Origin of the sequence: Aquabacter sp. (genome assembly GCF_965279295.1) — a bacterium.
Taxonomy (GTDB): domain Bacteria; phylum Pseudomonadota; class Alphaproteobacteria; order Rhizobiales; family Xanthobacteraceae; genus Aquabacter.
The window spans coordinates 61,147-87,213 of the sequence record NZ_CBDIHQ010000013.1 but is presented as its reverse complement, the minus strand read 5'-3'; the positions used below and the strand labels follow the sequence as shown (position 1 = coordinate 87,213).

The 26,067-nt window shown below is 62.9% G+C and carries 24 protein-coding genes; 4 read left to right on the top strand and 20 right to left on the bottom strand.

Annotated features, from left to right (window positions below; genetic code table 11):
- Nucleotides 1-189: 189 nt before the first annotated feature.
- Entirely contained in the window at nt 190-1,020 is an 831-nt protein-coding gene (locus ADADO0_RS07430; RefSeq protein ID WP_511304489.1) for a transglutaminase-like domain-containing protein, read from the top strand.
- 283 nt (nt 1,021-1,303) lie between these two features.
- Nucleotides 1,304-2,062 carry an SDR family NAD(P)-dependent oxidoreductase gene (locus tag ADADO0_RS07425; protein ID WP_511304488.1) on the top strand — a complete coding sequence of 253 codons (759 nt, stop codon included), beginning with the start codon at nt 1,304-1,306 and terminating at the stop codon, nt 2,060-2,062.
- Between the two features lie 14 nt (nt 2,063-2,076).
- Here the strand turns inward: ADADO0_RS07425 and ADADO0_RS07420 are convergent, their stop codons facing one another.
- Complete coding sequence (locus ADADO0_RS07420; RefSeq protein ID WP_511304487.1) at nt 2,077-2,775, bottom strand: GntR family transcriptional regulator; 699 nt, start codon at nt 2,773-2,775, stop codon at nt 2,077-2,079.
- A 350-nt stretch (nt 2,776-3,125) separates the two neighbouring features.
- Here ADADO0_RS07420 and ADADO0_RS07415 point away from each other — a divergent pair, with 350 nt between their 5' ends.
- Nucleotides 3,126-4,163 carry a ketopantoate reductase family protein gene (locus tag ADADO0_RS07415; RefSeq protein WP_511304486.1) on the top strand — a complete coding sequence of 346 codons (1,038 nt, stop codon included), beginning with the start codon at nt 3,126-3,128 and terminating at the stop codon, nt 4,161-4,163.
- A 17-nt stretch (nt 4,164-4,180) separates the two neighbouring features.
- On the opposite strand, the gene ADADO0_RS07410 is transcribed toward ADADO0_RS07415, so the two are convergent.
- From ADADO0_RS07410 to ADADO0_RS07340, 15 genes are all read right to left on the bottom strand, one after another.
- On the bottom strand, nt 4,181-4,939 hold the full coding sequence (locus ADADO0_RS07410; RefSeq protein WP_511304485.1) for an SDR family oxidoreductase: 759 nt from the start codon (nt 4,937-4,939) through the stop codon (nt 4,181-4,183).
- A gap of 65 nt (nt 4,940-5,004) precedes the next feature.
- Nucleotides 5,005-6,033: an ABC transporter substrate-binding protein gene (locus ADADO0_RS07405; protein ID WP_511304484.1), complete on the bottom strand. Its 1,029-nt coding sequence runs from the start codon at nt 6,031-6,033 to the stop codon at nt 5,005-5,007.
- Nucleotides 6,034-6,048: 15 nt separating this feature from the next.
- Entirely contained in the window at nt 6,049-7,098 is a 1,050-nt protein-coding gene (locus ADADO0_RS07400; protein ID WP_511304483.1) for an ABC transporter ATP-binding protein, read from the bottom strand.
- 19 nt (nt 7,099-7,117) lie between these two features.
- On the bottom strand, nt 7,118-7,903 hold the full coding sequence (locus tag ADADO0_RS07395) for an ABC transporter permease (protein ID WP_511304482.1): 786 nt from the start codon (nt 7,901-7,903) through the stop codon (nt 7,118-7,120).
- Entirely contained in the window at nt 7,900-8,802 is a 903-nt protein-coding gene (locus ADADO0_RS07390) for an ABC transporter permease (RefSeq protein WP_511304481.1), read from the bottom strand. Before ADADO0_RS07390 ends, ADADO0_RS07395 begins: the two co-directional genes overlap by 4 nt.
- 332 nt (nt 8,803-9,134) lie before the next feature.
- The gene (locus tag ADADO0_RS07385; protein ID WP_511304480.1) at nt 9,135-9,989 is read right to left on the bottom strand and encodes an ABC transporter permease; all 855 of its coding nucleotides are present in this window, start codon (nt 9,987-9,989) and stop codon (nt 9,135-9,137) included.
- The gene (locus tag ADADO0_RS07380) at nt 9,979-10,725 is read right to left on the bottom strand and encodes an ABC transporter permease (protein WP_511304479.1); all 747 of its coding nucleotides are present in this window, start codon (nt 10,723-10,725) and stop codon (nt 9,979-9,981) included. Before ADADO0_RS07380 ends, ADADO0_RS07385 begins: the two co-directional genes overlap by 11 nt.
- Nucleotides 10,726-10,858: 133 nt before the next feature.
- A complete protein-coding gene (locus tag ADADO0_RS07375; RefSeq protein ID WP_511304478.1) occupies nt 10,859-11,848 on the bottom strand; it encodes an ABC transporter substrate-binding protein in 990 nt (329 codons plus the stop codon).
- 31 nt (nt 11,849-11,879) lie between these two features.
- Nucleotides 11,880-12,665: an ABC transporter ATP-binding protein gene (locus ADADO0_RS07370; RefSeq protein ID WP_511304477.1), complete on the bottom strand. Its 786-nt coding sequence runs from the start codon at nt 12,663-12,665 to the stop codon at nt 11,880-11,882.
- Nucleotides 12,649-13,992 (bottom strand): LLM class flavin-dependent oxidoreductase, encoded by a 1,344-nt coding sequence (locus ADADO0_RS07365; RefSeq protein ID WP_511304476.1) that lies wholly within the window; start codon nt 13,990-13,992, stop codon nt 12,649-12,651. Before ADADO0_RS07365 ends, ADADO0_RS07370 begins: the two co-directional genes overlap by 17 nt.
- Before the next feature lie 43 nt (nt 13,993-14,035).
- Nucleotides 14,036-15,367, bottom strand: coding sequence for an LLM class flavin-dependent oxidoreductase (locus tag ADADO0_RS07360; RefSeq protein ID WP_511304475.1), 1,332 nt, complete (start codon nt 15,365-15,367; stop codon nt 14,036-14,038).
- 672 nt (nt 15,368-16,039) lie between these two features.
- A complete protein-coding gene (locus ADADO0_RS07355; protein ID WP_511304474.1) occupies nt 16,040-17,578 on the bottom strand; it encodes a TolC family protein in 1,539 nt (512 codons plus the stop codon).
- Nucleotides 17,575-19,446 (bottom strand): FUSC family protein, encoded by a 1,872-nt coding sequence (locus tag ADADO0_RS07350; protein ID WP_511304473.1) that lies wholly within the window; start codon nt 19,444-19,446, stop codon nt 17,575-17,577. The genes ADADO0_RS07355 and ADADO0_RS07350 overlap by 4 nt, the downstream gene beginning before the upstream one ends.
- Nucleotides 19,430-20,476: a multidrug transporter subunit MdtN gene (mdtN, locus tag ADADO0_RS07345; RefSeq protein WP_511304472.1), complete on the bottom strand. Its 1,047-nt coding sequence runs from the start codon at nt 20,474-20,476 to the stop codon at nt 19,430-19,432. The genes ADADO0_RS07350 and mdtN overlap by 17 nt, the downstream gene beginning before the upstream one ends.
- Nucleotides 20,477-20,479: 3 nt before the next feature.
- Nucleotides 20,480-20,806, bottom strand: a complete 327-nt coding sequence (locus ADADO0_RS07340) for a YtcA family lipoprotein (protein ID WP_511304471.1) — start codon at nt 20,804-20,806, stop codon at nt 20,480-20,482.
- Between the two features lie 467 nt (nt 20,807-21,273).
- On the opposite strand from ADADO0_RS07340, the gene ADADO0_RS07335 reads away from it, so the two are divergent.
- On the top strand, nt 21,274-22,038 hold the full coding sequence (locus tag ADADO0_RS07335; RefSeq protein ID WP_511304470.1) for an SDR family NAD(P)-dependent oxidoreductase: 765 nt from the start codon (nt 21,274-21,276) through the stop codon (nt 22,036-22,038).
- Between the two features lie 723 nt (nt 22,039-22,761).
- Here the strand turns inward: ADADO0_RS07335 and ADADO0_RS07330 are convergent.
- The 4 genes from ADADO0_RS07330 to ADADO0_RS07315 form a co-directional block, all read right to left on the bottom strand.
- Nucleotides 22,762-23,142 (bottom strand): DoxX family protein, encoded by a 381-nt coding sequence (locus ADADO0_RS07330; RefSeq protein ID WP_511304469.1) that lies wholly within the window; start codon nt 23,140-23,142, stop codon nt 22,762-22,764.
- Between the two features lie 408 nt (nt 23,143-23,550).
- Nucleotides 23,551-25,380 (bottom strand): carbamoyltransferase family protein, encoded by a 1,830-nt coding sequence (locus tag ADADO0_RS07325; protein WP_511304468.1) that lies wholly within the window; start codon nt 25,378-25,380, stop codon nt 23,551-23,553.
- Between the two features lie 8 nt (nt 25,381-25,388).
- Nucleotides 25,389-25,538 carry a DUF5989 family protein gene (locus tag ADADO0_RS07320; RefSeq protein ID WP_511304789.1) on the bottom strand — a complete coding sequence of 50 codons (150 nt, stop codon included), beginning with the start codon at nt 25,536-25,538 and terminating at the stop codon, nt 25,389-25,391.
- Between the two features lie 28 nt (nt 25,539-25,566).
- The gene (locus ADADO0_RS07315; protein ID WP_511304467.1) at nt 25,567-26,010 is read right to left on the bottom strand and encodes a hypothetical protein; all 444 of its coding nucleotides are present in this window, start codon (nt 26,008-26,010) and stop codon (nt 25,567-25,569) included.
- Nucleotides 26,011-26,067 lie beyond the last annotated feature (57 nt).

The window sequence follows — 26,067 nt, the reverse complement described above, 5'->3', positions numbered from 1 at the left end:
ATATAAGCCTCCGCACCCGAAGCTGCATTCGAATGGTTATTTGTAGCCGGGTGGATTGCTGCCCCGGATTTGATCTCTCCGGCTGGCATAGCGAAGGGGAACCAATTGGGCTGGGGCGTGTTCAGGGGACACGCGCGTTTACTGTGAAGTCACAGCTACAGGAGCGCTTCAGACAGAGGGGAGCAGATCGTGCGTTTTTCCGTGGCTACTGACCTTGAATATGATGTGAAGACTCCAACGGTATTCATATTAAACGTCGAAGCAGCGACTTTGAGGCGTCAGCGTATCCTGTCTGAAAACATGCTTCTAACCCCTGCTGTTCCGGTGGAGAGATACACTGAGGATGAAGGCGGTGCGCGCTTCATGCGGGTCTCTGTGGAAGCTGGGCCGTTCTCGGTCTCATATCGGGCTGAGGTTGAGCTGAACATACTAGAAGCTGACCCCAGCAATATCCCCGAGACACCTGTGGCTGAATTGCCGCTTGGCGTGATGCCATACCTTAATCCCAGCCGGTTTTGCCAATCCGACCTGCTCGGCCGCTTCGCGCATCGGGAGTTTGGCGATATGCCGCCCGGCCATCTGCGTGTGACGCAAATCTGCAATTGGATCTACGAGCACGTAGATTACATCAGAGGGTCAAGTAATGCCGAGACAAGCGCTTATGACACCATGGTGTTAAGGGCCGGCGTCTGTCGGGATTTTGCTCATCTCGGCATCGCTTTCTGCCGCGCGCTATCGATCCCCGCTCGCTTCACGAGTGGCTATTCGTGGCAACTCGACCCGCCGGACTTCCATGCCGTATTCGAGGCCTATCTCGATGGCGATTGGTATCTTTTTGATCCAACGCGCCTCGCTGCGATGCAAGGATTTGTGAGGATCGGTGTTGGACGCGATGCCTCTGACGCTGCGTTCGCAACCATCTATGGAGAGGTCGAACTGAAGAATATGTCGGTATCTATCGAGGCGCTGGATGCAACGCCTAACGAAGAACCTACGGTTCAGGCGGTCGTTATCGAATAGTCACGCCGCGTACAGGGCGCGGCACATCGAAGGCGCCTAGGCGTTGGTTTGGGGCAGGAGTGCTTTTAGGGCATGGGTCGAATTTTCGATCCTCAGCCGCCTCATGCTTCATCCCGGAGTGCCGAAGCTGAACTACTGAACGCAGTATTCCGCCGTAGCACCGCGATCCAGCGGCCAACCCTCAGCTCGCGATGCCTGCCGCAGTTGACAGCTATCATATATAATATCATATCATCACGGTATGGCGCTCTCGCGTCGTGACCCAGCTGAAGGCCACGGTAAAGTGTCCGCTCCCAAAATCCGAACAGCTCTCGTTACCGGTGCCGCTGGAAGCCTCGGCTCGGCCGTCAGCGAACATCTCGCGCATGCCGGCAACCATGTCCTCATGCTCGACATGGCGGAGAAGGTCTCCGACCTCGCCGCGGCCTTGACGGCCAAGGGATTGGCGGCGACGCCGGTCGTGGTCGACGTCAGCCGAGAGGATCTTCTCGCCGTAGCCCTGAAGCAGATTCAGGAGACCCATGGCGGTGTCGACATCCTGGTGAATATCGCCGGCGTCTCCATGCGCAAAAGCGGCCAGAAGGTTCCCGTCGTCGACATCACGCTCGAGGACTGGAATGCGATCATCGCCGTCAATCTCACCAGCGCCTTCCTGCTGACGCAGGAATTTGTGCCGGGTATGGTCGAGCGCAAATGGGGCCGTGTCATCAATATGTCCTCGGTCGCCGGCCGCACCGGTAGCCGGCTCAACGGGGCGCACTATGCGGCCACCAAGACCGGACTTATCGGCATGACGCGCACGCTCGCCCTCGAGGTGGCGCGCCACGGCGTGACGGCGAACGTCATTGCGCCCGGGCGCATCGAGACACGCATCAATGTGGCCGAGGGGACGGATCGGGACTTCATCGAGACCTATATTCCGGCCGGGCGGCTCGGCACGCCCACTGACGTCACCGGCGCGGTGGACTACCTCGTCTCGGATGCGGCTTCCTATGTCACCGGCGCGATCCTCGACGTGAACGGCGGCTGGTACATGACCTGAGCCCGCACGGGGCCTCAGGTACGCCTTATGCGGATCGCCGGAGCATCCACCTCCTCGGGTAGAGCCTTGAGTGCAATCAGGGTGTAGCCGTTGTGCTCGTCCAGCAATGTGGCGAGCTGATCGTGTTTGCCCGATGCGATCGCCCGAACGATGGATTTGTGAATCTTCAGCGACCGGCTGGTGTGGCTCGGCAGGCGGCTGTGGACCGCGCGGCTGCGCTCGGTCTTGTTCCTCAGGTCCCTGATGAAGGCGATCATCTTGACGTTAGGACAATGCGAGATGATGGCATCGTGCAATTCCCGGTTCAGTTCGCCATAGGCCAATGTGTTCTTGTCCACATTTGCCCTTTCCATCCGCTGGATGATCTCCTTGAGCGTCGCCAGAGCCTCCGGGGGAAAGTCGCGCACCGCCTGCAGTGTCGCTTCCTTTTCCAGCAGGAGGCGCACCTCGGTGAGTTCGATCAGCTCCGTCAGGTTGAGCTTTGCGACCCGAGCGCCCTCGTACGGGATCATCGTCACCAGACCGAGCGAGGCGAGTGAGTTCAGAGCCTCGCGCACGGGGATTTCGCTGGAGCCAAAATCCTCGGCGATTTCCCGCAGAATAAGTCGCTGACCGGGCGCGAGATGCCCGGCGAAAATCTGCGTGCGCAGTTCATGGGTGATGAGTTCGGCTTTCGTCCTGTGGACTTGCCTCCCTCTGGCCTGCGTCTCCATTCTGGTCCTCCCGCTTGTGCGACCGTCTTCTTCCGATCCCGCCCCGCCGCCCCGTCGACGGGCGAAGCTCGCGTGTGAGTGCAATAGGCAGTGCCGCCGCGATTTTTCAACCCGTTGAATAGACCGGGGCGTCCACCAATCATCTCAATGCCCGGGCGCACCCCGCCTGTGGCTGTTTTCGGCGGGATCGGCGTGGACGCGAGAGCCGGTCGCCCCTACTCGTTATCTGCGCTATCGCTCCTGTCGTCGTGCGCCGAACTCACGCGACAAGCCTTTGCGCAAATTCATATATAATATAAAATAGATAAACTGTTGCGATTTACAAAGTGTTGGTCGAGTGGAGAACGCGGATGGGTGAAGAGAGCCGTAAGCCGATCCTGATCTGGGGCGCGGGAGCGATCGGATCGATCATAGGTTCCCACCTCATTCGCGCGGGGGTGCCGGTCGTCTTCGCCGATATCAATGCGGCACAAGTGGCCGAAATTCGCGCGGGCCGGCTCAATATCGAGGGGCCGGTGGCCCAGTTCACCGTCGGTGCGCCGGCCTATCTTCCGCAGGACCTGCCGGGAACCTACGACCTCGCCTTCCTCCCCGTCCGGCTGTACAGCACACAGGCGGCGATGAGCGGGCTGGTGCCGCATCTGGCGCCCGGCGGCATCGTCGTCTCCTGCCAGAACGGGCTGGCCTCGCTGGATGTGGCCAAGATCGTCGGGGTGGAGCGCACGGTGGTCGCCTCCTTCTTCCTGCCAGCGACGCTCACCTCACCTGGCCATGTGACCTATGGCGCGAAGGCGAACATGACGATCGGGCTCGTCGATCCCGAAAAGGGGCCGCCCATCGCGCCCATCGCGCAATTGCTGCGCCATCTCGCGCCAGACCTGCACATCGCCGACGATGTGTATCGGGTGATCTGGACCAAAATGGCCTACGGCGCCTTCCTTGCCGCCGCGGTGCTGGAAGATGGGCTCACAAGGAAGTTCCTGAGGGATCCCGAACTGCGGCCGCTGCTGGTTGCGCTCATGCGCGAGGTGGTCGCGGTGTCGAAGGCGGACGGCCATCCCGCGATCGACCGGGACTGGTTCCAGCCGAATGCCTTCGTTGGCGACCATCCGGACCTGCAGCAGAAATGCGTCGACACGGTTCTCGATCTTCTCAAGGATTCGGCCAAGCAGCATTCTGGCTATTGGTACCAGATCGTTCATCTCGGGCTGAGAAGCGAACTGCATGAGCAATTCGCACCGATGCAGCGCCTCGCGCGGGAGCATGGCATTCCCATCCCGGTTACCGACCGGCTGCTTAGTTTCATCGGCGCATTGGAGGATCGCACCCGTGAAACGAGCCGCGCCCTGATGATGGAACTGCGCGAAACCGCGCTGGAGAGCGCCTGACGGGTCGGGCTCTCTTCTTACGCCATGTGGAAGCCGCCGTTTACGTCCAGTACCGCGCCGGTGACATAGCCTGCCCCCTCGGATGCGAGGAACGAGACCGTCGCCGCCACCTCCTCCTCGGTGCCGAGGCGATGGAGCGGGATAAACGCCTCGATCGCGCGCGGATCGGTGCCGGCGCGCTTGTTCGCCTCGGTCGCGATCCGCCCCGGAGCGACGACGTTCGCGGTGACGCCGTCCTTTCCCGCCTCGACCGCGATTGTGCGCGTCAGGCCGATCAGAGCGGATTTGCTCGCCGAATAGTGCATGCCGTTGAAGCGCGAGCCGATGCGCCCGCCCATCGACGACATGTTGATGATCCGGCCCCACCCGTTCGCGGTCATAGCTGGCAGGAGCGCGCGGCTGAACAGGAACGCGCCGGTGAGATTGATCGCCAGCATCAGCTTCCATTGATCGGTGCTGATGCTGAACGCCGGCGGCTTTTTACCCTGCTCGCGCAGCGTGACGCCGGCGTTGTTGACGAGAATGTCGACGCGCGTGTGCTTGGCGATCATGTCCTTGCAGCAGGCATCGACCGCCGCCGCGTCGGTGATGTCGACGACGTATGGCTCACTGAGCCGTCCCGAAACGCGCAGTTCGTCGGCGACCTCCCGCACGCCTTCGCTGCGGTCGAGCAGGATCAGGTGGTAGCCGTCCGCGCTCAGGCGCTGCGCCACGCTTTTGCCGATCTCGCCGGCCGCTCCGGTCACCAGCGCGATGCGCCCTTCAACACCTGTCATGCTCACACGTCCTCGGTCTGGAATAGGATGGAGCGGGCGGAGGCGTGCGCCTCCGCCCGGCCGGGTCACTGGCTTGCGAACTCGCGGCTCCAGCGCTTCGTCCAGTCCGGCAGGCGGCTCAGCACATAGTTCCAGTCCGGGATCGTGAGTTCGGAGACCGGCGTCGCGGGAAGCTTGGCGGCAACGTCCGGCGGCAGGACGACATCCTTGTTGACCGGGTTGAGGTAGGAGAACTTGGCGTTGGCCGCCTGCGCCTCCTTGCTCAGCGCGAAGTCGATATATTTCTGCGCCTCGGCCACATTCTTCGAGCCCTTGGCGATGCCCATGGTCGAGGCGTTGAGATAGGCCTTGGGCGGAACCACCCAGGTGAGCGGAGAACCGGCGTCGATCGCCCCCTGTGCGCGGTTGTTCGGCCATGTGGAGATCCACACGTCGCCCTGCGTGAAGAGTTGGTCGAGCTGCGCCATCGTGCTCCAGATCGTCACGATGTTCGGCTTGATGCGCTTCATCAGTTCAAAGCCGCCATCCTCGCTCGGCTTGCCGTCCTTCCCGGCCTTGTCCATCATCGCCATCAGCAGGAACATGCCGGGCGTGGTCCCGACCTCGGCGACCGCCACGCGGCCGCGATACTTGTCGTTCCACAGGGCATCGAGCGTGGTTGGACGATCGGTGATCTTGGTGTTGTTGTAGACCAGGACCTGCACGGTATACATGAAGCGCGCATAGACATCCCCCGGCAGCCGGAACTGCGGATGGAGGTGGTCGAGGTTCGGGATGGTCTTGGCGCTGAGCGGCTCATAGAGGCCTTCACGGGCCATCTGCGCCGCCCCCTGCTCGTCCATCATCATCACGTCGACTTTGACGTTGTCCTTCTGGCTCCGCATCAGGCTCGCGGCCTGGACGGTTCCGGCGGTGACGACCTTGATCTTGATGCCGGGATTGGCCTTCTCGAACGGCTCGATCACCGCCTTTTGCCAGCCCTCCTGGAAGGAGCCGCCATATCCGATAACGGTCAATTCGGTCTGAGCGGAGGCGCCGCCGGTGAAGGCCGCGAGGCAGAGCGCCGCGCCCGCAAGTCTGCTGATGAAGGTCATTCGTCTTCCCCTGGTTTAGTTGAAAAGAAGCTTGGCGTCGTCCGGCTGCCAGGCGATGGAGACCTGCTCGCCGACCTCGCGGCGCCTGAAGCCGGCCCGGCATTGCTCATGAACCTTGAAGATGTCGCCAGAGGGCAACTCGACCTCTGTCTCCTGGATGCTGCCGAGATTGACGGCGCTCACGATCACCCCCGAGACACTCTCTTCGGCGGAGCCGGCGAACGAGATCTTCTCGGGGCGGATCGAGAGCACGGCTTCGCCGCGCTGGCCCGACGAGCGGGACGGGTTTAGCGCGACCGCCAACCCCTTTGCCGTGACGAACCGTCCGTCGTTGATCGCGCCGGAAATCAGGTTTCCCGCGCCGATGAAGTCCGCGACGAAGCGCGATTTCGGCTCGTCGTAGATTTCGGCGGGCGTGCCGATCTGCTCGATGCGGCCCTTGTTCATCACAACGATCCGGTCGGCGATGACCATGGCCTCCTCCTGGTCATGCGTGACGAATAGGGCGGAGATGCCTGACGCCTTTTGCAGGCGCCGGATTTCTCCGCGCATCTGCACCCGCAATTTGGCGTCGAGGTTCGAAAGCGGCTCGTCAAACAGCAGGATCTGGGGATGCAGCGCGAGCACGCGCGCCAACGCCACGCGCTGCTGCTGGCCGCCGGACAATTCCTTCGGGAAACGCTGGTGCAGCGCGCCGAGGCCGACGACGTCGAGATACTTCCCGACGCGCGCGGGGATTTCGGATTTCGCGACCTGATGCGCCCGCAGGCCGAACGCGATGTTGTCGAACACGTTCATGTGCGGAAAGAGTGCGTAGCTCTGGAACACCATACCCATGTTGCGGTGATTGGGCGCGAGATCGGTGATGTCCTGGCCGCGGAGGCGAATTTGCCCGGAAGTCGGCGTGACGAAGCCGGCCACCATGCGTAACGTCGTCGTCTTGCCGCAGCCCGACGGGCCAAGCACGGCGACCATCTCGCCGCGCGGAAGCGCGAAGTTCACATCCTCTACGACGGCCGCGCCGCTGTAGATTTTGTGCAGGCTGACCACTTCCAGATCGTACATCCTCAGACACCCGCTTTATTCAGTTTTTGACTGATAGAAGTCGCCAGTAGAGCGGAACACCAACTGCCGCCCATATGACGATCAGAACGGTCGAGACCGCCGAGATCATCGGGTCGTTGTTGAATTCGAGATAGGTGAATATCTTCACCGGAAGCGTCTCGAGATGCGGCCCGGTGAGAAAGAGCGTCACAACCAGTTCGTCGAACGACAGAATAAAGGCGAACATGGCGCCGGCGAGCAGCCCGGGCTTTATCAGGGGCAGCGTGACCAGGAAGAAGGTTCGCCACCAGCCGGCGCCGAGATTGCGTGCGGCTTCCTCCACGGCCGGATTGAAGTTTCCAAGGCTCGCGAGGACCATGCGGATCACGAACGGCGTCGCGATAATGCTATGGGCGACGACGAGCCCGAAGAACGTGCCCGAAATCCCCCCCTTCGCGAAGAAGACGAGCAGGGCGAGGCCGAGCACCGTGGTCGGAAACAGGATCGGCAGCATCACGAAGGCGGAGATCGCGGCATGCCCCGGCACCTTCCAGCGGCCAAGGCCCAGCGCCGCGAAAACGCCGAGCACCGAGGAGACCGCCATGGTGCAGAAGGCGAGGCGGGCGCTGAGCAATATCGCGTCCGTGAACCCGTCCGCCGTCAGGATGCGCTGGAACCAGCGAAACGTGAACCCGCGCGGCGGAAAGGTGGGAAAGCCTGTGGTGGTGAACGACGAGCCGATCACGACGATGATCGGCGCGACGATGTAGAGAACGATGACGGCGTTCAAAGCGATGAAGCCGGTCTTCAGGACGGTCGCCTTCATGCCCGCCGCCCCGCGATCGTGAAGAGAAGCACCGCGAGCGCGAGGACGACGAACAGCAGGATGTAGGAGATCGCCGCGCCGAACGGCCAGTTGAGCTGCATCACGCCCTGCTGATAGATCAGGGTCGACATCACCGGATTGCGCCGCCCTCCGATCAGCGTCGGCGTCACATAGGCGCTGATCGCAAGACTGAAGACCAGGACGGATCCCGAGATCACACCGGGCATGGCCAGCGGCAGTGTCACCTTGAAGAAGATCCGCGCGCCGCTCGCGCCGAGGTTCCGTGCGGCGTCATACAGGGTCTTGTCGATGTTCAGCAGTGCTGCGTCTAGCGCCAGCACCATGAGCGGCAACAGGACTTCCGTCAGCGCGATAATGACGCCGAGATCGTTGTACATCAGCGCGACTGGCCGGTCGGTCAGCCCCATCGCCTGCAGCGCCTGGTTAACGATGCCGTTATTGGCGAGAAGCACCGTCCAGCCGAAGGTCCTCACGACCGTGCTCGTCAGCAAGGGGAGGATGATGCAGATGTAAAGGAGGGATCGCGGCAGGCCCTTCAGGCGCGACAGGAGGACCGCGAGGGGAAACCCGATGACCACGCAACAGCCGACCGTGATCAGGGAGAGATAGACGGATCGCCACATGATCCGCAGATAGAACGGATCTTCGAGGAACTCCCGATAATGGGTGAGTTCCCAGGTCTCCATGATCCCCTGGGGACCATAGCCGCGAAAGCTGGTGATTCCGAGAAAGATCAGGGCGCCCGCGAGGAAGGCGAACATCCAGGCGAGGTTCGGCGCCATCAGGAGATAGGGCAGCGCCTGCCCCTTGATCAGCGGTCGTCGGTGCGCAGGTTGCTTTGGGACCCGCTCGCCCGTCTCCCGATAGTCGACGTACACGCTGAACCCTCCATCGGGGACCCTGGAGATCGCATTCTTCCAGAATCCGCCCGGATAAACCGCTCAGCAAGGAATATACACGTCATATATTATATATCAATATTGCTTCCCTGCATTCGCGCCGGAATGTACAGTCTGTATGACTGTGAGCGCCGTGGCGATGCCGGGGGATTTCGCCAAAATTGAACAGCATCCCCCGATGAATAGCCGCGGCGCTTTTTTGAGCTATTCTTCGGGTTGGAAGACGATATCGCGTCGTGAATATAATACGCCTTTGGTCGATGCTTTCTGCGTGGCTGATCGGCTGCGCTGGGATCGCTGCCCAGCGTTGGCTATTGCGGGGTGACAGCCGCTTGCTCGATGGTGTGCTTGGGCCGGCCGGGACGAGCCGGGTCCATCTCCACGACGCCGAAACGGCGGATGATGGGGGCCCAGACCAGCCATTCGCCCAGGGCGACGAACAGGACGATGACCAAACAGATGGCCATGATTTCGTCCACCTCCCCGAAATCCTGGGCATGCTGCATGAGATAGCCCAAACCTGAATCCGCGCCGAACAATTCGGCGACCAGGCTGACCTTCCAGCACACCCCGTAGGCGATGCGCGCGCCGGCGATGATGAACGGGCGCAGCAGCGGCAGTTCGATACGCCAGAGGATGGCCCAGGGGCGGCGGCCGAAGCTGCGGCCCATTTCCAGTTCATCCGAACTCAGTGCCCTGACGCCCTCGGACACATTCACGAGAATGAAAGGGATGATGATGAGCACCTGGACCACCAGTGTGGCGTGGTAGGTCAGTCCGAGCCACACCGCTCCCAGGATCGCCCAGATCGACCCCGGCACCGAATTGAGCACGATGACAATGACCTGCTCGATCAGCATCCGGGTCCAGGGAAAATAGCGCGGCAGGAGGGCGATCGCAGTTCCGAGCACCGTCGCAATCACAACCGCGAGCACGACCCGCGAGGCGCTCATGGCCGCATTGTAGAGAAAGCCCGGCTCGAACGGCATGTTCAGCAGGGTCTTGAAGACCGCGACCGGCGAGGGAAAAATCTCGGGGGGAAACGAGCGCGAGGTCAGCCACCAGGCGAACAGCGCCAGGACCACCAGGAGATCCGCCACCGCCTGGGTCGAAAGCCAGCGTGCGATCCATCCTTGGGTCGCAGCGTTTTCGAGCTCAGAGGCCATAGACACGCCTCATGTACGTCTGGATCCGGGCCAGGACCAGACGGTCACTGACATAGACAATCAGAATGTTGAGAAAGGCGATCGATATCAGCATGTCAGTCGAGAAGCGCTGGCGGGCGATGCTGATGAGAGAGCCGATGCCACCGGACCCGGTGAGCAACTCGGCGGTTGGGATAATGTGCCAGCCGATCACCCAGCACAGGCGAAAAGTGGCGAACAGGTACGGCACCAGCATCGGCAGGATGACAAGCCAGGTGCGCCGCCTGGCCTGCCTGGTGAAACTGACCGCCATTTCCACCATCTCGCGGTCCAACTCGCGCAGCCCAGTGCCGGCATTGATGATGGCGATCGGCAGAAGCGCGACAGAGGCTGCGAAGATCACGGCATTATGGGTGACGCCGAACCAGACGACGGCGAGAAACGCCCAGCCGAGACCGGAAAACGAGTTGAGGAACGGCGCCAGGCGCCCGTAGACCGCGCGGTCCAGGACCGGGAAAAAATACGCCAGCAGCGCGATTCCGACCCCGCCCAGGAACGAGATCAGCACCGCGGCGATCACATGATAGACCGTCGCCATCGCGTAATCCAGGAACCCCGGATCGACGAACAGGCTCTCGAAGCGCAAGGCAACCCGAGCTGGGCTCGGAAGGGTAATCGGCGGAAGAAACCCCGAGCCGATCTGCCATGCCACCAGCAGCACCAGCAGAAAGCCGACCACCGTGAGGCGGTTGGCCATCTGCAAGCTGATCGTCCAGGTCCTTGGCGACAATCGCGCCAGCCGGCTTCGACGGCCGGTCGGGGTCGTCTGACCCGCTGGCGCGGGGCGTGGGCTGCTGTTCATGCCGTTACCTTCGCGGAACCAAGGGGCATCACGGAGAAACAACGGCTTTCGACCAGATGAACTCGTCGACGCTGGCCGGAACCTTGGCGAGCCCGCCCATTTTATTGCTGGCTTCCCAAGCCTTCATATAGATCTTCTTATCGGTCTCGCTCATGGAGAACGGCATGGTGGCGTAGGTGTTGAACCATTCCGTCATGTCCTCAACGGACATTTTGTATTTGGGAGCGACGGCGGCGAACACCTCGGCCTGGTGGGCCTGCATGTATTCCGATGATGCCTTGAGCAGCTTCGCGGCGGTCTCGTATGCAGCCGGGCGGCGTTCCATGTCAGCCTCATAGCCGACGAACACCGTGGTCGGCATGGCGCCGCCATACAAGGCCTCCAATTCCTTGGAACCTTGGAGCACCGAGCGATACGCGTTGCGTTTCACCGCATTGTACGCCGGAACGGTGGCGATCAACGCGGCATCGATCCGGCCAGCCTGCAAAGCCGGCTCAAGCTGTGGGTTCGGCAGTTCGACCCAGCGCATGTCCCCACCGACTGTTGCGGGGTTGAGGCCGTATTTGAGCGACATGATCGCGCGGATCGACGTCGTGCCCTGGTTTTCCAGCGACTGCGTCGCGATGGTCTTGCCTTTCAAATCGGTGATCGTCTGGTACGGGCTGTCCTTCATCACCCAGATATCCAGGGGATGGCCGTTTGGATTGTACTTGTAAGCGGAGGCAAAAATTTTGGTCTTGATGCCCTGCTCCGCCAACTGGGGCACGAACGTGATCCCCGTGCTGGTGATGTTGAACGCCTGCGCCATGGTATTGGCGGCGTTGCGCGGGATCGGCGAGAGCGTCACCGCTATGCTTACGGATGGATCGCTAACCTTGCCGTTCATCAGCGCCCAGATTGCCGATTCATAGGCCGGGTCCTCAATGGTGTTGAGGGTCAGCTTCTCCTGAGCCCAGGCGCCGCCCGGCATCAAGGCGGTGGCCAATGCCAGGGCTGCAAATATCGAAGTCGCGCGCATGTCGTTCCCTTCGGTGGAATGGAGTGAAGCGTTAGATGGCCTTCGCGGCCTGCCCGAGCAGGCCGATCAGATGGTGGCGGACGGTCTTCACCGGGTCTGCCGATAGATCGCGCGGACGCGGAGCCTCGATCTCGATCACCTCGCGCACCACGGTCGGCTTCAGGGACAGCACGACGATCCGATCTGCGAGTTCCACGGCCTCGTCGATCTCGTGGGTTACGAAAACGATGGTTTTGCCGGTCTTTCGCCAGATATCGATGACCTCGCTCCGCATGCGCTGGCGGGTGTTGAGATCAAGCGCCGAGAATGGCTCGTCCATCAGCACGATGCGCGGATCGACTGCGAGCGCCCGGGCGATCGACACCCGCTGGCGCTCACCGCCCGAGAGCATGGACGGCATTTTGTGCATGTCGCGCCCGAGGCCGACAAGATCCAGCAGTGCCCGCGCCTTTTCGCGCATGACGGCACGGCTGCGGGTGCGGCCGAACCGCAGTTGCTGGCCCAGAATGACGTTGTCCTCCGCATTGCGCCAGGGCAGCAGGCGCGGCGACTGGAACACGTAGGCCATCTCGTCCCAGGCTTCGCTGGCGTCCCGACCGTCCACGTCAATCTTCCCTGTCTGCGCTTGCAGAAGATCGCCGAAAATGCGCAGCAGGCTCGACTTGCCGCAGCCGCTGGGCCCGACGATGCAGAGGAACTCTCCGTCGCGAACCGACAGAGACAGGTTGTCGTAGATCTGCTCCGTCCCGAACGACAGGCAGATGTTTTTGAGTTCTATGACATGGCGCCCCGCCACCGCTTCAATTCCCACGGCCATAGCGGCTCTCCGGAACCTTGAGACCGAGATTCCCCCGCAGGGTGTTGGATTCATATTCGGTGCGGAAGAGTTTGCGCCGCTGCAATTCGGGGATGACGAGGTTCACCCAGTCATCGACCGCTGCCGGGAAATACGGAAACAGCAGGGTGAAGCCGTCGGCAGCGCCGCTGACGAACCATTCCTCCAGATTGTCGGCGATGGTCTTCGGCGAGCCGATCAAGAGCCGATGACCGGAGCCGCCGCAGAAATAGCGTCCGATCTCCCGGATGCTCATGCCGCTCTTGCCCATATTGATCATGATTTCCTGACGCGCCTTGGCGGCGTTGGTGGGCTTCAGCTCGGGGAGCGGCCCGCCGATTGGGAACTTTGACAGATCCACGCCCCCGGCCAGCCTTTGGATGGCCTGGAGGCACATGTCGTCTGTGACCAGCGACTGCAACTGGCCGAACTTGTCCTGCGCCTCGCCGTCGCTTTCCCCGACCATCGGCAGGATGCCGGGCAGGATCTTGATTTCGTCGGGTCCGCGATCATAGCGCTCGGCCCGCGACCGCACGTCTTTGCCAAAGGCCAGGGCATCGGCCATTTCGAGCTGGGCGGTGAAAATGGCCTCGGCGGTGCGTGCTGCTAGTTCCCGACCGTCATCGGACGAGCCGGCCTGCGCGACGACTGGCGTGCCCTGGGGCGAGCGCGGTACGTTCAGCGGGCCGCGCACCGTGAAGTGCTTGCCGCGGTGATTGAGGAAATGCACCTTGTCGAGATCGAAATAGGTACCGCTCTCCTTGTCGCGCGGCAAAGCATCGGCGTCCCAACTGTCCCACAGGCCAGTGACAACATCGTAGAATTCCGACGCCCGCTCATAGCGCAGGGCGTGGTCGACATGCTCCTCCAGGCCGAAATTGAAGCACTCATCCTCGGTCTGCGACGTCACCAAATTCCATCCGGCGCGGCCGTTGCTGATATGGTCGATGGTCGCGAACTTGCGGGCAATATGGTACGGCTCGTTATAGGTTGTGGTTGCTGTCGCGATCAGGCCGATATTCTTGGTCAGGACGGCGAGCGCCGGCAGCACCGAGACCGGCTCCAGATTGACGCAATACGCCATCTGGCCGCGGGCGCGATTGCCCTTCAATATCGGGGTGCTGTTGCTGACCGCCACGCTGTCCTGAAAGAACACCGTATCCATCTTGCCGCGCTCTGCGGTCTGCGCGAGATGCAGATAAACCGAGAAATCAGTGTCGCCATTGGCGGCGGCATCCGGATGCCGCCATCCCGCGCGATGGACGCCGGGCGCATGGGAAAATGCCGCCAGCTTCATCATCTGATTCATCTGACCTTCTCCCCAAACCGGGCGCCGCGACACCGGCAGGTCTTCACGACAGGCCTATACGCTTTGCGGCGGAAGCGGACGTGCGGACAGGCTCGGGACGCGTCAGTCCGAGATGGTGTCGCAGCGTCGTTCCGGTGTAATCGGTCCGGTACAGGCCACGCCGCTGAAGCTCCGGCACCACGAAGTCCACGAAGTCATTGAACGCACCGGGAAAAAATGCCGGCATGATGTTGAAGCCGTCGGCCGCCCCGTTCAGGAACCAGTGCTCGAGCGTATCGGCAATCGTCTTGGGCGAGCCGCACAGCACCCAGTGGCCGCGCGCTGCCGCGGTCTGATTGTAGAGATCCCGCAGCGTCATGTTTTCCCGCTTCGCCCGCCCCAGCATGGCGCGGGCGAAGCCATGCGAACTGTCGGGCAAGGGAAGGTCCGGGACCGGCTGATCGAGCGCGTAGCCGCTGAGATCCTGCCCCAGCCGTGCCGACAGCAACCCGATGCCGCTGGTGTCGTCGACGTAGCCTTGCAGGATGTTGAGCTTCGCCCGCGCGTCCGCGTCGGTCTCGCCGACGATCGGCATGACGCCGGGCATGAGGCAGACCTCGTCCGGCGAGCGCCCCTGCTGGGCCACGATCTGCTTGAACGACGTGTAGGCGAGCTTGGCCTCTTCGAAATCCTGCACCACCGAGAACACGATGTCCGCTGTGCGCGCCGCCAATTCCTGGCCGGGCTTCGAGCCGCCGGCTTGTAGAATGACCGGCTGCCCCTGCGGCGGCCGGCCGGAGTTGAGCGGCCCCTTGACCTGGAAGTGCAGGCCTTCGTGCTGCAAGGCGTATACCTTGTCCCAGTCGATATAGACCCCGGTATCGCGGTCGGCGACGATGGCATCATCGTCCCAGCAATCCCAAAGCCCCTTGACCACATCGACGAACTCGCCGGCGATTTCATACCGCTTCTCGTGGGGAGGATGGATGCGCCCGAAATTACCCCCCGCATCGCCGCCCGACGTGGTGACTGCGTTCCATGCGGCGCGTCCGCCACTGAGATGGTCGAGTGAAGCGAACGCACGCGCCACGGTGAAGGGATGGCTGTAGGTGGTCGACGCGGTGCCGCCGAGCCCGACATGCGTGGTGGTCGCGGCGAGCGCCGCTAGGGTCAAGAGCGGGTCGAGGCGGACAGTGAATGATGGATGGTGGTTGCGGTTGGCGGCAAGCCCGTCGCCGAGAAACAACAGGTCGAACTTGCCGCGCTCCGCGATCCTGGCGATTTCCTGAAGTACGGGTAGGCTTTGGAACGTGTCGGCGGCGCCGGGATGACGCCAGCCTGCAATGTGATTGCCGGTGCCGAGCACGAAGAGGCCAAAATGGATCTCTCGTGTCATCACGGAGGAATCCTCTGAAAGCAGTCGGCGAAACGCCCGCCGGGACCTGAACGGCCCCGTCACATGGTTCAGCAATTTGTGTGCCAGGGCGGAAAAGCAGGTGGATGTGGCGGATCGGGCGGGTGGGCCGGATGGGCCGAGAAAGTTCTGCCAGCTGGCTTCTCGCACCGGTGCGGAGCAGATTTGCTGCCAGCCCCGTCCCTCAAAAGTGGAGCTGAAAGTAGCTTGATTAAAATTCAATACGCTTTCTTGATGGGCAAGGTGCTTGAATTTTAATCAAAGCAACGTTTGGTGACTTTTTAAGCCTACCAGGCGCCGCATGGGAAGCGTCCGCCGGCGACCATCCGCGAGCGCTGTAGACATGCCATGAGACGGCTAAGCGCTCATCCCCCGAACAGAAGCGGCATGCAAAAGGTTCCGGGCGATAGCCTTCGACCGAGCCGATCAGCACAGTGTGCGAGCTGAATTCGATTATTTGGATAAGGTGGCAATCACGACAAGGGCGTAGAGCCTTGCCGGCATCATGGACGATGGGGACTGCGGCTGCGACCAGTACAGCTGACGTGGTGAACGAGAGCGCACTGTAGGAGCCCATTAATATCGCCTCGGCCGGTCGCAATCGCGCTCGATCCCGCATTCATGGCTCCGAATCTGAATGGGCGCGGGATCGCCTCAGCGCGCCAGAAGGCCGGACGGTGTATCGGCCGAGGTCATCGCGCCAAGCACGAAGGCGAGGTTGGCCGCAGCCACCAGCGAGGCAGCATGGGCGTCGGTCTGCGCCTGGCGGGCGGTGAGCAGGCCGCTGTCCGCTGCGGTCGCCACCGTGATGTTGCCGACCCCGCTCTTATAGGCGTCGAGCGCCGCGTCGTATGTGATCGCGGCGGCGGATGCGAGTTCGGTGGCGGCGCGGTAGGAGGCGAGCGCGGAGCGTAAGGTGTTCGCGGAGATGACGATCTCACGCGCCGCCGCGTCGCGGGTTTTCTGGAACGTCGCCTGCGAAACCTCCACCACGGATTCCGCCGCCTTAAGCCGCGCCGCCCGCAGCCCACCGTCGTAGAGCGGCATGGTGGCACCCACCATCACCCCCGAAGCGGCGGATTGCTGGCCGATGGTGGGTAGGCCGGTGGCGGACAGGTTCGTGTTGCCGCTCGCCGCCACCGCGCCGAGGAAGACCTTGGGCAGGAATTCCGCCTGCGCGGCGGTGATGCCCGCCTCGGACCCCTTCATCGCGGAGAAGCTGGCGAGCACGTCGGGGCGTTGGGCAAGAGCGGTCTTGATCATCTGCTCGGTGGGCGTGCCGATGCTGTCGGGCAGGGGACGCCCGATCCCCTCGCGCACGCGGATCTGCGTCAAGGGCGAAATGCCCATGACCGCGAGCAGACCCTGGTAGGTGTCTCGCTCCACGCCCTGCGCCTGGACCAGCCCGAACCGCGCCTGCGCCACCTGCTGCCGGGCTTGAGCCACCTCCACAGTGGTACCGAGCCCGTTGGTTATGCGCCCCTGAGCGGCATCCTCGATCTTGCGGCTGTTGGCGAGATTCTGTTCGGCCAGCGTGACCCGGCTTCGGGCGGCGCCATAGAGGAAATAGGCGCGGGTGACGTCATAGATGATCTTCTGGTGCACCCCGTTGAACAGGATGTTGGCTGCGGTGGCGTTGCGCCGGGCGGTCTCGTGCAGGGCGCCCCGCTGTCCGAAGTCGAACACCAGCCATTGCAGCGCCACCTGCGGCGACACGCCGGATGTGCTGGTGCTGACCTCGCTCGCGCCGGGGAGGGCGACCGGCAGCGGCGCCGAGAATTTCTGGTATCCGCCGATCACATTGGCCGAAATGAACGGCAGGAATGTCGCTTCCACCATGCCCGTGGCGAGCGCCGCCTGCCGGGCCTGTTGCCAGGCGATCCGGGTTGCCGGGTTCTGTGTCTGGGCGATATCGATCAGTTCAGCGAGGCCATAGGCTTTGGTGGGCGACAGGCCGGGGGTCGGCTGGAGTGCAGCCACCTCAGGCTCGGGCGGCACGCTGAACACCTTTGCACCCACCGCCGCGCCGGCGCTCTCGGCGGTTGGGGCGGCCTGCGCTTCCGCTGGCACCCAGGGGGCTGCGGGATCGGCGGGCGCTGTGTTCAGCGCCTGGGTGGCGCAGGCCGCCAGCGCGGTGCAGGCGAGAAGCGCGAGGCCGCAACGGGCCAGGAGGCGGGGAACGGCTCCGTTCATCCCGCCACCAGATGTGCGATGCGCAGGGTGCGCCGCGAAATCTCGTCATCCGCAGGAGCGACGTCGGCGTCCGGCGTCGCGGCATCGTGGCCTCGCTCTGCCTGCTCCGCCGCCGCGCGCAGCCGGCGTGCGGCCTCTTCCCCGTGGTTGGGGCTAAACATCAACAGCGGAAGCAGCGCCTTGGCTTCCGCGATCAGTGCCCCGATGCGCGCGACCGAGGCGGCCGGCGGGCGCTGGCGGGCGGGCTCGAACGGCAGCAGCGCAAGCAAGTCCTCCATGGCGCGAAGTTCGCTGGCGATCATCGCCGCAGGGTTGATGGCTCTCTGCCGCGCCTGCGGGTCCAGCGCCGCGAGGCGCGACAATGCGGCGAGAACACCGGCCATGCGCGCGCGCACCTCGTGCATCGCGCTTTTCGGCCAAAGACCGGTGAAGAAGAGATAAACGACGAGATTGCCCAGCAGGATGCCCATCACCCGGTCCCGCGCCGACCCCATGTCCAGGCTCGGCGCGAAGCCGTCGAGGATGGTGAGAAGGAAGGCGAGGCCGATCTGTACCCCGCCGTAGGAAATCCGCTCGCTGCCGCTGGACACCCAAGCTGCCGGCAGAATGCCGAGGAACACCAGCGCCATCAGCCCGCCCACCGAGGACAGATGCGGGATGACGAACAGGATGGCGCCCACCCCCAAGGCCGCGCCCACCAGACAGCCGCAGATGCGCAGGGCGAGCTTGTGCACCGTCTCGCCGGTGGTCCCGAGGGCGGCCACGTAGCAGGTGATCATGGCGGTGTGGATGCCCGACCAGTCGATCAGCGAATAGATGAGATAGCAGAGCACCGCGGCGGCGGTGGTCTTCAGGGCGTAGCGCTGGTGGTCCGGATTTGTGAAGGCGTCCGGCTTGAGGAAGCGTTCCTTGGGAGGGGCAGCGACACTGCCGCCGTCCGCCCGCCCGAGCCCCGCCAGCGCCGCCCAGGCGGCATCCAGCGCCTCGTTGCCAGAGGGCGAGGGCGCCTCATGCCGTGCGGGGCTTTGCCCGCGCGCGATGGCTTCCCCTGCTGTGCGGCCTTCCCGGGCGAGCCGGGCCCGCGCCTCGGGTGCCAGGCTCGCGGGCAAGGCCGCGACCGCCAGGAGGAAACGGTAGCTGCTCTCGGATGCCCCCGAGAGCCACTTGAGCGCGGTGTTAGGCACGGTGTGGAACAGGCCCGCGAGTTGCACCTGCTTGTCGCTGTCCGCCCGCCCCTCAGCCAGCGCATCGTCCAGCGCGCCCTCACGCGGCGCGTCGAGCACATCGGCGCCGCGTCCGAGCCGCTCGGCCACGGTGCGGCGCAAGAGGGTGTGCGGGCCGGTGCCGAGCACCAGATAGAAGGCGATCATCAGCGCCATGGGCATGACCGCCATCTGCCAGGCATAGAGCAGGCCGCGTGTCGCGATCTCCCCGGCCGGGAGGCGGTCCACCAAAGTCAGGATGAAGGCGACCACCAAGGCCACGATGGAGCTTTGCTCGCCGAGCTTGGAGGCCGAACCGAGAAACACGAAAGCGAACGACACGCCGGCGATGACGGAAAGCCGCAGCAACGGCGTATCGGCGGTGGCCTGGATCACCGGTGCCATGGCGAGCACGACGATGCTCACCAGCAGGATGATGCCGATGGCCTGCCCCACGCATTCGGCGCCGTTGGGCCGGGCGAGGAAGATGATGAGATAGCAACCGATGGCGGATTCCGGCACCTTGAAGACCATGGCGGTGCCGGCCACCAGCGCGCATAGCAGCGCGATCCGCCAAGCCATGCCGAACCGGCCGGGAAAGGGCTGGAGATCCAGGACGACCTGGCGGGCGATGCCCCGCCATGCCGCCTCAGCAGCCGGTTCCATGATGCACGGTCGCGGTGGCAGACGCGCCGATGCGCATCAGGTCGTCGGGCGGATCGAACAGGCGGATGCGGACCGGAAAACGCTGCGCCACCCGCACCCACTCGAGGGTCTTGGGCACGATGGGCATCTTGCGGGGCAGGGCGATCAATTCCTCCGACGACACGCCCCAGCCGATCCCTTCCACCCGCCCCTTGATGGCCCGGCCACGGTCGGCCAGGGTGTAGACGGTGGCACAATCGCCGATGCGGATGCTCGGCAGGTCAGTTTCCAGGAAGGCGGCGGACGCGAACCACGCGCCGGTGTCGATCAGCGTAAACACCGACTGGCCGGGCAGCACATATCCGCCCGCCGCCGCCTCCAGCCCCACCACCTTGCCGTCGAACGGCGCCTTGAGTTCGGTCTCCGCCAGCGCGCGTTCGGCGATGGCCAGCGCCGCCCGGCGCGCGGCGACCAGTGCGGCGGCGGCGGCGGTGTCGCTCACCAGTGCGTTGGCTGCGGCTTCCTGCTGCACCGCCTGCTTCAGGCTCACCTCGGCGTCGCGCTTCGCGGTGGCGGCATCGTCCACCTGCTGGGCGCTCACATAGCCCTTCGGCCGCAGCGGCTCGAGCCGCGCCAGCGTCTGGCTGGCAAGGTCCAGGTTCTGTTTGGCGCGCGTGACCTGTTCATGGGCGATGGCGGCATTTGAGCGTTCGGCGGAGACGGCGCGCAGCTTGTCCGCCTGGGCGGCCTCGGCGATCTGGAGATCGGCGGCCGTCTGGGCCACCGCCAGCCGATAGGTGAGAGGATCGAGGGCAAGCAGCAATTCGCCTTTGCGCGCGACGCCATTGTCCTTGACGGCGAACCGCTCGATGCGTCCCGCGACCGAGGGGGCGATGGTCACGGTATCAGCGGTGATGACGGCATCGTCGGATAGCGGGTTGAGTTCCGCTGTGCGCAGATAACGCCACCCCAGGACTACCGCCGCCAATGCCACGATGAGGGTGACGAGTGCGCCGATACTGCGTTTGCGATGGGAAGGGTCGTGATCCATCGGCTAGCGCCCGAAACCGATGAGGGAGATGAGAAAGCCGATGCTGGCGGCAATGCACACATAGACCGGGAGGCGCGCGGGCAATACATCGTCGATGCCGAGGCGCACGAACAGCATCCTGATCACGATCGTGGCGAGGATCGCGATGAAAGCGCAGGCGAGCCAGGATGGGAAATAGGCGCCGAAGAAGAACAGCGATGGCGCCCCGGCGGGTGAGCATCCGGCCAGCGGCATGGCGGCGAGGAACATCAGGTTTCGCGGGCGCGCCAGCCCGGTGAACAGGTCGGCACCCTTGCTCGTGGACCCGCGCGGGGCGGCACGCTTCAGCAACCGGTTGTCCTTCCAGGCCAATGGCTCCTATCGAAGCTTTCATGGACGCGGCAGACATTTGGTGAAGACATTCGCCTGCCAACCTCAAGCTTCATCTCGGGGATATCCAGAAATGCGAGTCGCCACAAGGGGAACGGTGGTTATCGCTTGGGCTCGCCGACGAATGCTATGGACTCAACGGCGTGACGCCCGTGAAGAAAGCCTGAGGGCCAGCGAGATCAACAGTGGGCTGTCGGGCTTTGGTCATGGCGCTCCGACTGCGTTCTTGGTGCATTTTGTCATGAGGCTTGTCTTGATACGCCCGCGCGGTTTTCCGAGGCGGACGTAGCAGAGCAGGTACCCGCCATTGCTACGCCGGTGGAGAGGGCGGCCAGGATCGTTTTCATGATAGCTCCCAAGCAGCAGGCGCATCATCGCGTCAAAGAGCGCGATTGTGTAGAAAGGCGGCGCAGCATTCCGGAGAGAACATGCGCCAAGATGGGAAAATCGCCGTTGTGACGGGTGGATCGCAGGGCATCGGGGCCGCGATCTGTCATCGGCTCGGAGCAGAGGGAGCCACTGTTTATGTGGTTGCCAGTTCGCACTTGGCGAAGGCCCAAGCGGTGTGTGACAGCATCAATGGTTCAGGCGGGAAGGCAATTGCCGCGGTCGCGAACGTTGCAAGTCCAGATGAATTGGAGCGCCTCGCGCAGCGGGTTTCGGACGAAAGTGGCGGGGCCGATATTCTCGTCAACTCGGCCGGTGTCTTCTATCCCACACCGATTGGTGCGCCCGCGGAAGACGTGGGGAGAATGATCGACATAAATCTCAAGGGCACCATTTTTTCCATTGCCGCCTTTACCCCGTCCATGTCGGAGAAGCGGTTTGGCAAGGTGGTGAATATCTCGTCGTGTGCGGGCATGATGGGTATCAGGACATACTCCGTCTATTGCGCCACGAAGGCTGCAATCACGATGCTGACGCGCTCGCTGGCCCTTGAACTGGCGCCTCTGGGCATCAATGTGAACGCTATCGCGCCGGGCAATACTGCCACGCCCATCAACGAGGACATTCGCACTCAGCCGGAACTCGCCTCGTTCCTCAATGCGATCGCCGAGCGGACGCCAAGCCCGCGAACCTATTCCTCACCCGAGGACATTGCGAACCTGGCCGTGTTCCTCGTGAGCGACCATGCCAAAGCAATGCACGGATCTACGGTCCTCATCGACGAGGGCTTTACCGCAGGCATGTAACTCAGTGTGCCGATCGGGTGCCGTATCCCCCAGTTGGGATACGCCAGTCTACGGTGACTGGCTCGACGCTATCCCGCTTTTACGCGGACCTTCACACCTTCTCGGACTTGTTGAAGGGTTTCATCCACGAGGAAAAACTGGTTGCGTCCGGATGAATTCAGAGCCGTTGTGACTATGTAAGAGCCGGGATCGGCGCTCCGAACAAACACGATGTGCGCTGGGTTGATAAGCACTTTTTCTTTATCACCCTGCTGAGTGAATTCGCACAGAACCATATGTTTGTCTCATCTAAGGGCTATTGATCCTGAAACCGACCATGAGCCTCCAGACCCCTGCGCGGCAATAGCCTGCAAGCGTTATCAAAGCGGGCGAGGGCGAATAGCGCAATTATTCCTGTCGATATCCGGAGCCCGACCTATCGGACGCTCCGACGATCGGCGGCCGTACTCCTCACAAAGTGGAATGAAAATTTTGAAAATTGAGGTGCCTCAACGCTGGCGGCATAGTGCAATGCTTGCGCTGAAGCCGCGCGCATCTTTCGCCGCTCGATTTACGGCACGCCAATCGCAGCTTTACGCGTAAAATAACGTCCCCGTGCCTAAGCCGCCTCCGGTGCATTTTCCCCCGCTGATCAGCTTGAGAATTGTTCGCCAAGCGGGAAGATCATTTGTAACCATAGGGCCCTCTACCAAGGCGTAGGTTCGAAACCTAGGCCGGCATTGCTCATAGCGCTGTCGCGGCGGCAATCAACAGCCCGCCGATAATTGCGACGTTAGATTGTACAAAGCTTTTTGCTGTGTCTCGCTCGGCGCCAGCACCCATGTCCCAGAAATTTAGCAGCAACACCGATGCGGCGACGGTGAAGCACACTAAGCCGAGAGCGGCCGGTAGAACCAAGATGCCCAAAGCTAGAAATGCACCTGCGGCGAGTTCGAAGGCGCTCCCGATGATAAGTGCACATCGAGGAAACGGAACTCCCCTAGCGGCTAAAGCTGGAACAATCATCTCCAGGACGAAGAAATGCCGAAGGCCGCCGTACACGAAAAGCCCTCCGAGCAGCACCCGGCCCACCGCGAGCATCCAAAGCCCTGCGTCACTCGACATATCCGAGGTTCCTCTCATTCCCGAGCCGGGCGAAGCAGACAGTGCCTCTCGGCGCGAAGCGGCGACAACCGGATAGCCTGAACAAGGTTCACAGCAAAGAGGGCCGTGGTGAGGATGACCGGCAGTGCCTTAGGGTGGATGGCCTTCACCCTGCTGACGGCTTTCTCGTCAGGAAAGCGTAAGGGTCTGTTGTGATCCAACCCTCACTGATTTTCCGCACCCCTGCCAATCAATGAGACAGCACTCGGCAAAGAACGTGAGCGGTCGGCTCTCATCCAACGCAAACCAGACGGGCTGTCTGTTTCCGTCCTGGCGGGCCGAGCCGGAAAACGAATACGGCGGCGACGTGCAGGCCGAACTCCACGATGGAGGGGCCGGCTCAGATGCGCACGGAAGGCGCTCCGCGCCTCAATCCAACTCGAACGCAGTCTCGTAATTGAGCTTCAGCGCAGGGTCCTGCTGTTCCTTGCGCATCAGGCAATTGCCCACGGCAAGCACCTCGATGCCGGTGCCCATGAAGCAGCGGAAGGCGTCTTCCGGCGTGTTGACGATGGGCTCGCCGCGCACGTTGAACGAGGTGTTCACCACCAGCGGGCAGCCGGTGAGGTCGCGGAAGCGCGAGATCAGCGCGTGATAGCGCGGCGCCACGTCGGCCGATACGGTCTGGAGACGGGCCGAATAATCCACATGGGTTACGGCAGGAATGTCCGAGCGCGGGACATTCAGCTTATCGATGCCGAACAGAGCTTCTTGTTCCGGCGTCATGGGCAGGCGCCGGCTTTCAACAACCGGCGCGACCATCAGCATGTAGGGGCTGTCGGTGTCGAACTCGAAATAGTCCGCCACAGTCTCGCGCAGCACGGACGGCGCGAACGGGCGGAAGCTCTCGCGATATTTGACCTTCAGATTCAAGGTCTTCTGCATGTCGGGCGACCGCGGATCACCCAGGATCGAGCGCGCGCCAAGCGAGCGCGGGCCGAACTCCATCCGCCCCTGGAACCAGCCGATCGCCTTGCTCTCGGCCAGCGCCTGCGCGGTCTGGTTTACGATCTCCTCCTCGGAGAGCACCTCGAACACCGCGCCCGCCGCCGTCAGGCGCTGTTCGATGTCGTCCTGCGCATATTGCGGCCCGAGATAGGACCCGCGCATGCGGTCGACGCCCGACACGCGCGGCCGGCCGTGGTGGATGTAGTAGCCGGCAAGCGCGCCGCCCACGGCGCCGCCCGCATCACCGGCGGCCGGCTGGACATAGATGTCCTCGAAGATGCCGAGCCGGTGCAAGACGCCGTTGGCGACGCAGTTCAGCGCCACACCGCCGGCCATGCACAGCTTGCGCTGCCCGGTCTCCTTTTGGAGCCCACGCGCCAGCTTCTCCACCACGATCTCCGTGACCTTCTGCACCGAGGCGGCAAGATCCATGTGGAACGGGGTCAGTAACTCTTTGTCGGGCTTGCGCGGCGGTGCTCCAAACAGCGCGTCGAACCGCGCGTTGGTCATGGTGAGGCCGGTGCAATAGTCGAAATAATCCTGGTTCAGCCGGTAGCTGCCGTCGTCCTTCACGTCGATCAGATTGTCGAGGATGGTCTGGACGAAGCGCGGCTCGCCATAGGGCGCGAGGCCCATTACCTTGTACTCGCCCGAGTTCACCTTGAACCCGGTGTAATAGGTGAAGGCCGAATAGAGCAGGCCGAGGGAGTGCGGGAAATGCACTTCCTTGAAGATGTCGAGCGTGTTGCCCTTGCCGATGGCGGCCGAAGTGGTCGCCCATTCCCCCACCCCGTCGAGGGTCAGCACCAGGCTTTCCTCGAACGGTGAGGGGAAGAAGGCGCTGGCGGCGTGGCTGAGATGGTGTTCGGTGAACAGCAGCTTCGAGGCATCGAAGCTTGCGTCCATCTCCTTCAGCTCGCTCGCCAGAAGATCCTTCTGGAACAGCTTTTCGCGCAGCCACAGCGGCAGGGCAATGCGGAACGACTTGAAGCCCTTCGGCGCAAACGAGACGTAGGTTTCCAGCAGCCGTTCAAACTTCAGGAACGGCTTGTCGTAGAACACCACATTGTCGATGTCGGCGAGCGTGATGCCGCCCGCCGCGAGGCAATAGTCGATCGCATTGCTGGGAAAGCGATCGTCATGCTTGCGGCGGCTGAAGCGTTCCTCCTGCGCCGCAGCGACGATCTCTCCGTCCACCACGAGGGCGGCCGCGCTGTCGTGATAGAGCGCCGAAAGGCCGAGGATGCGCACGGGCGACCTCAGAAAATGGTGTAGATGAAGGGCGCCACGGCGGAGCCCTTGGCGAGGATCAGCAGTCCGCCCAGAAGCGCCATCACCACGAGCATGGGCAGCAGCCAGAACTTCTTGCGGACGCGAAGAAATTCCCAGAGTTCGGCGATAAAGCCCATCATGTCCTCGCAGGAAAGGGAGCGCGCGTCAGAACTGACGCTTCATGCTTTCGGGTGTCGGCCCCGGCGGAACGCGCGCGATCCAATAGGTCTGCGCATCCTTGTCGGGATGGAGAGGAAGCGGGCGCTTGCCGAACAGGCGCATCAGCAGGCCGGTCGGGGCCACCGCTCCATAGAAAATCACCGCCATGATGATCGGATTGACGATGTGGTGCAGAAGCAGCCCGAGCTTGAACCACAAGAGGTTCAGGCGGTGCAGGGAGGTCGGCCACACCTGGGAGAGCCCGGCAAAAATCAGCGCGGCAACCAGCAGGCAGGTCGCGATCAGGGTGCGCTCGTGCCAGTACTGAAAGCTGCTGACGATGGCGAGGAACACCGCCATGACCCGCCCGAATGAGCGGTCTGAACTCTTCAGCTTGTCCGGGTCCCGCGAGTAGCTCTCGAACGCGCCGGATTTGCCCCGCTCAGACATTGGTGCGCCCCAGGTCGCCAGCGACGGATATACTGCGCCAGCATGCTTCGGCGGGTA

Coding starts and splice junctions, on each gene's coding strand:
- ADADO0_RS07420 (WP_511304487.1), bottom strand. CDS start 2,775: ATGGAGACGCAGGCCAGAGGGAGGCAAGTCCACAGGACGAAAGCCGAA.
- ADADO0_RS07415 (WP_511304486.1), top strand. CDS start 3,126: ATGGGTGAAGAGAGCCGTAAGCCGATCCTGATCTGGGGCGCGGGAGCG.
- ADADO0_RS07410 (WP_511304485.1), bottom strand. CDS start 4,939: ATGACAGGTGTTGAAGGGCGCATCGCGCTGGTGACCGGAGCGGCCGGC.
- ADADO0_RS07405 (WP_511304484.1), bottom strand. CDS start 6,033: ATGACCTTCATCAGCAGACTTGCGGGCGCGGCGCTCTGCCTCGCGGCC.
- ADADO0_RS07400 (WP_511304483.1), bottom strand. CDS start 7,098: ATGTACGATCTGGAAGTGGTCAGCCTGCACAAAATCTACAGCGGCGCG.
- ADADO0_RS07395 (WP_511304482.1), bottom strand. CDS start 7,903: ATGAAGGCGACCGTCCTGAAGACCGGCTTCATCGCTTTGAACGCCGTC.
- ADADO0_RS07385 (WP_511304480.1), bottom strand. CDS start 9,989: ATGGCCTCTGAGCTCGAAAACGCTGCGACCCAAGGATGGATCGCACGC.
- ADADO0_RS07380 (WP_511304479.1), bottom strand. CDS start 10,725: ATGGCCAACCGCCTCACGGTGGTCGGCTTTCTGCTGGTGCTGCTGGTG.
- ADADO0_RS07375 (WP_511304478.1), bottom strand. CDS start 11,848: ATGCGCGCGACTTCGATATTTGCAGCCCTGGCATTGGCCACCGCCTTG.
- ADADO0_RS07370 (WP_511304477.1), bottom strand. CDS start 12,665: ATGGCCGTGGGAATTGAAGCGGTGGCGGGGCGCCATGTCATAGAACTC.
- ADADO0_RS07365 (WP_511304476.1), bottom strand. CDS start 13,992: ATGAATCAGATGATGAAGCTGGCGGCATTTTCCCATGCGCCCGGCGTC.
- ADADO0_RS07360 (WP_511304475.1), bottom strand. CDS start 15,367: ATGACACGAGAGATCCATTTTGGCCTCTTCGTGCTCGGCACCGGCAAT.
- ADADO0_RS07355 (WP_511304474.1), bottom strand. CDS start 17,578: ATGAACGGAGCCGTTCCCCGCCTCCTGGCCCGTTGCGGCCTCGCGCTT.
- ADADO0_RS07350 (WP_511304473.1), bottom strand. CDS start 19,446: ATGGAACCGGCTGCTGAGGCGGCATGGCGGGGCATCGCCCGCCAGGTC.
- mdtN (WP_511304472.1), bottom strand. CDS start 20,476: ATGGATCACGACCCTTCCCATCGCAAACGCAGTATCGGCGCACTCGTC.
- ADADO0_RS07335 (WP_511304470.1), top strand. CDS start 21,274: ATGCGCCAAGATGGGAAAATCGCCGTTGTGACGGGTGGATCGCAGGGC.
- ADADO0_RS07330 (WP_511304469.1), bottom strand. CDS start 23,142: ATGTCGAGTGACGCAGGGCTTTGGATGCTCGCGGTGGGCCGGGTGCTG.
- ADADO0_RS07320 (WP_511304789.1), bottom strand. CDS start 25,538: ATGGGCTTTATCGCCGAACTCTGGGAATTTCTTCGCGTCCGCAAGAAG.
- ADADO0_RS07315 (WP_511304467.1), bottom strand. CDS start 26,010: ATGTCTGAGCGGGGCAAATCCGGCGCGTTCGAGAGCTACTCGCGGGAC.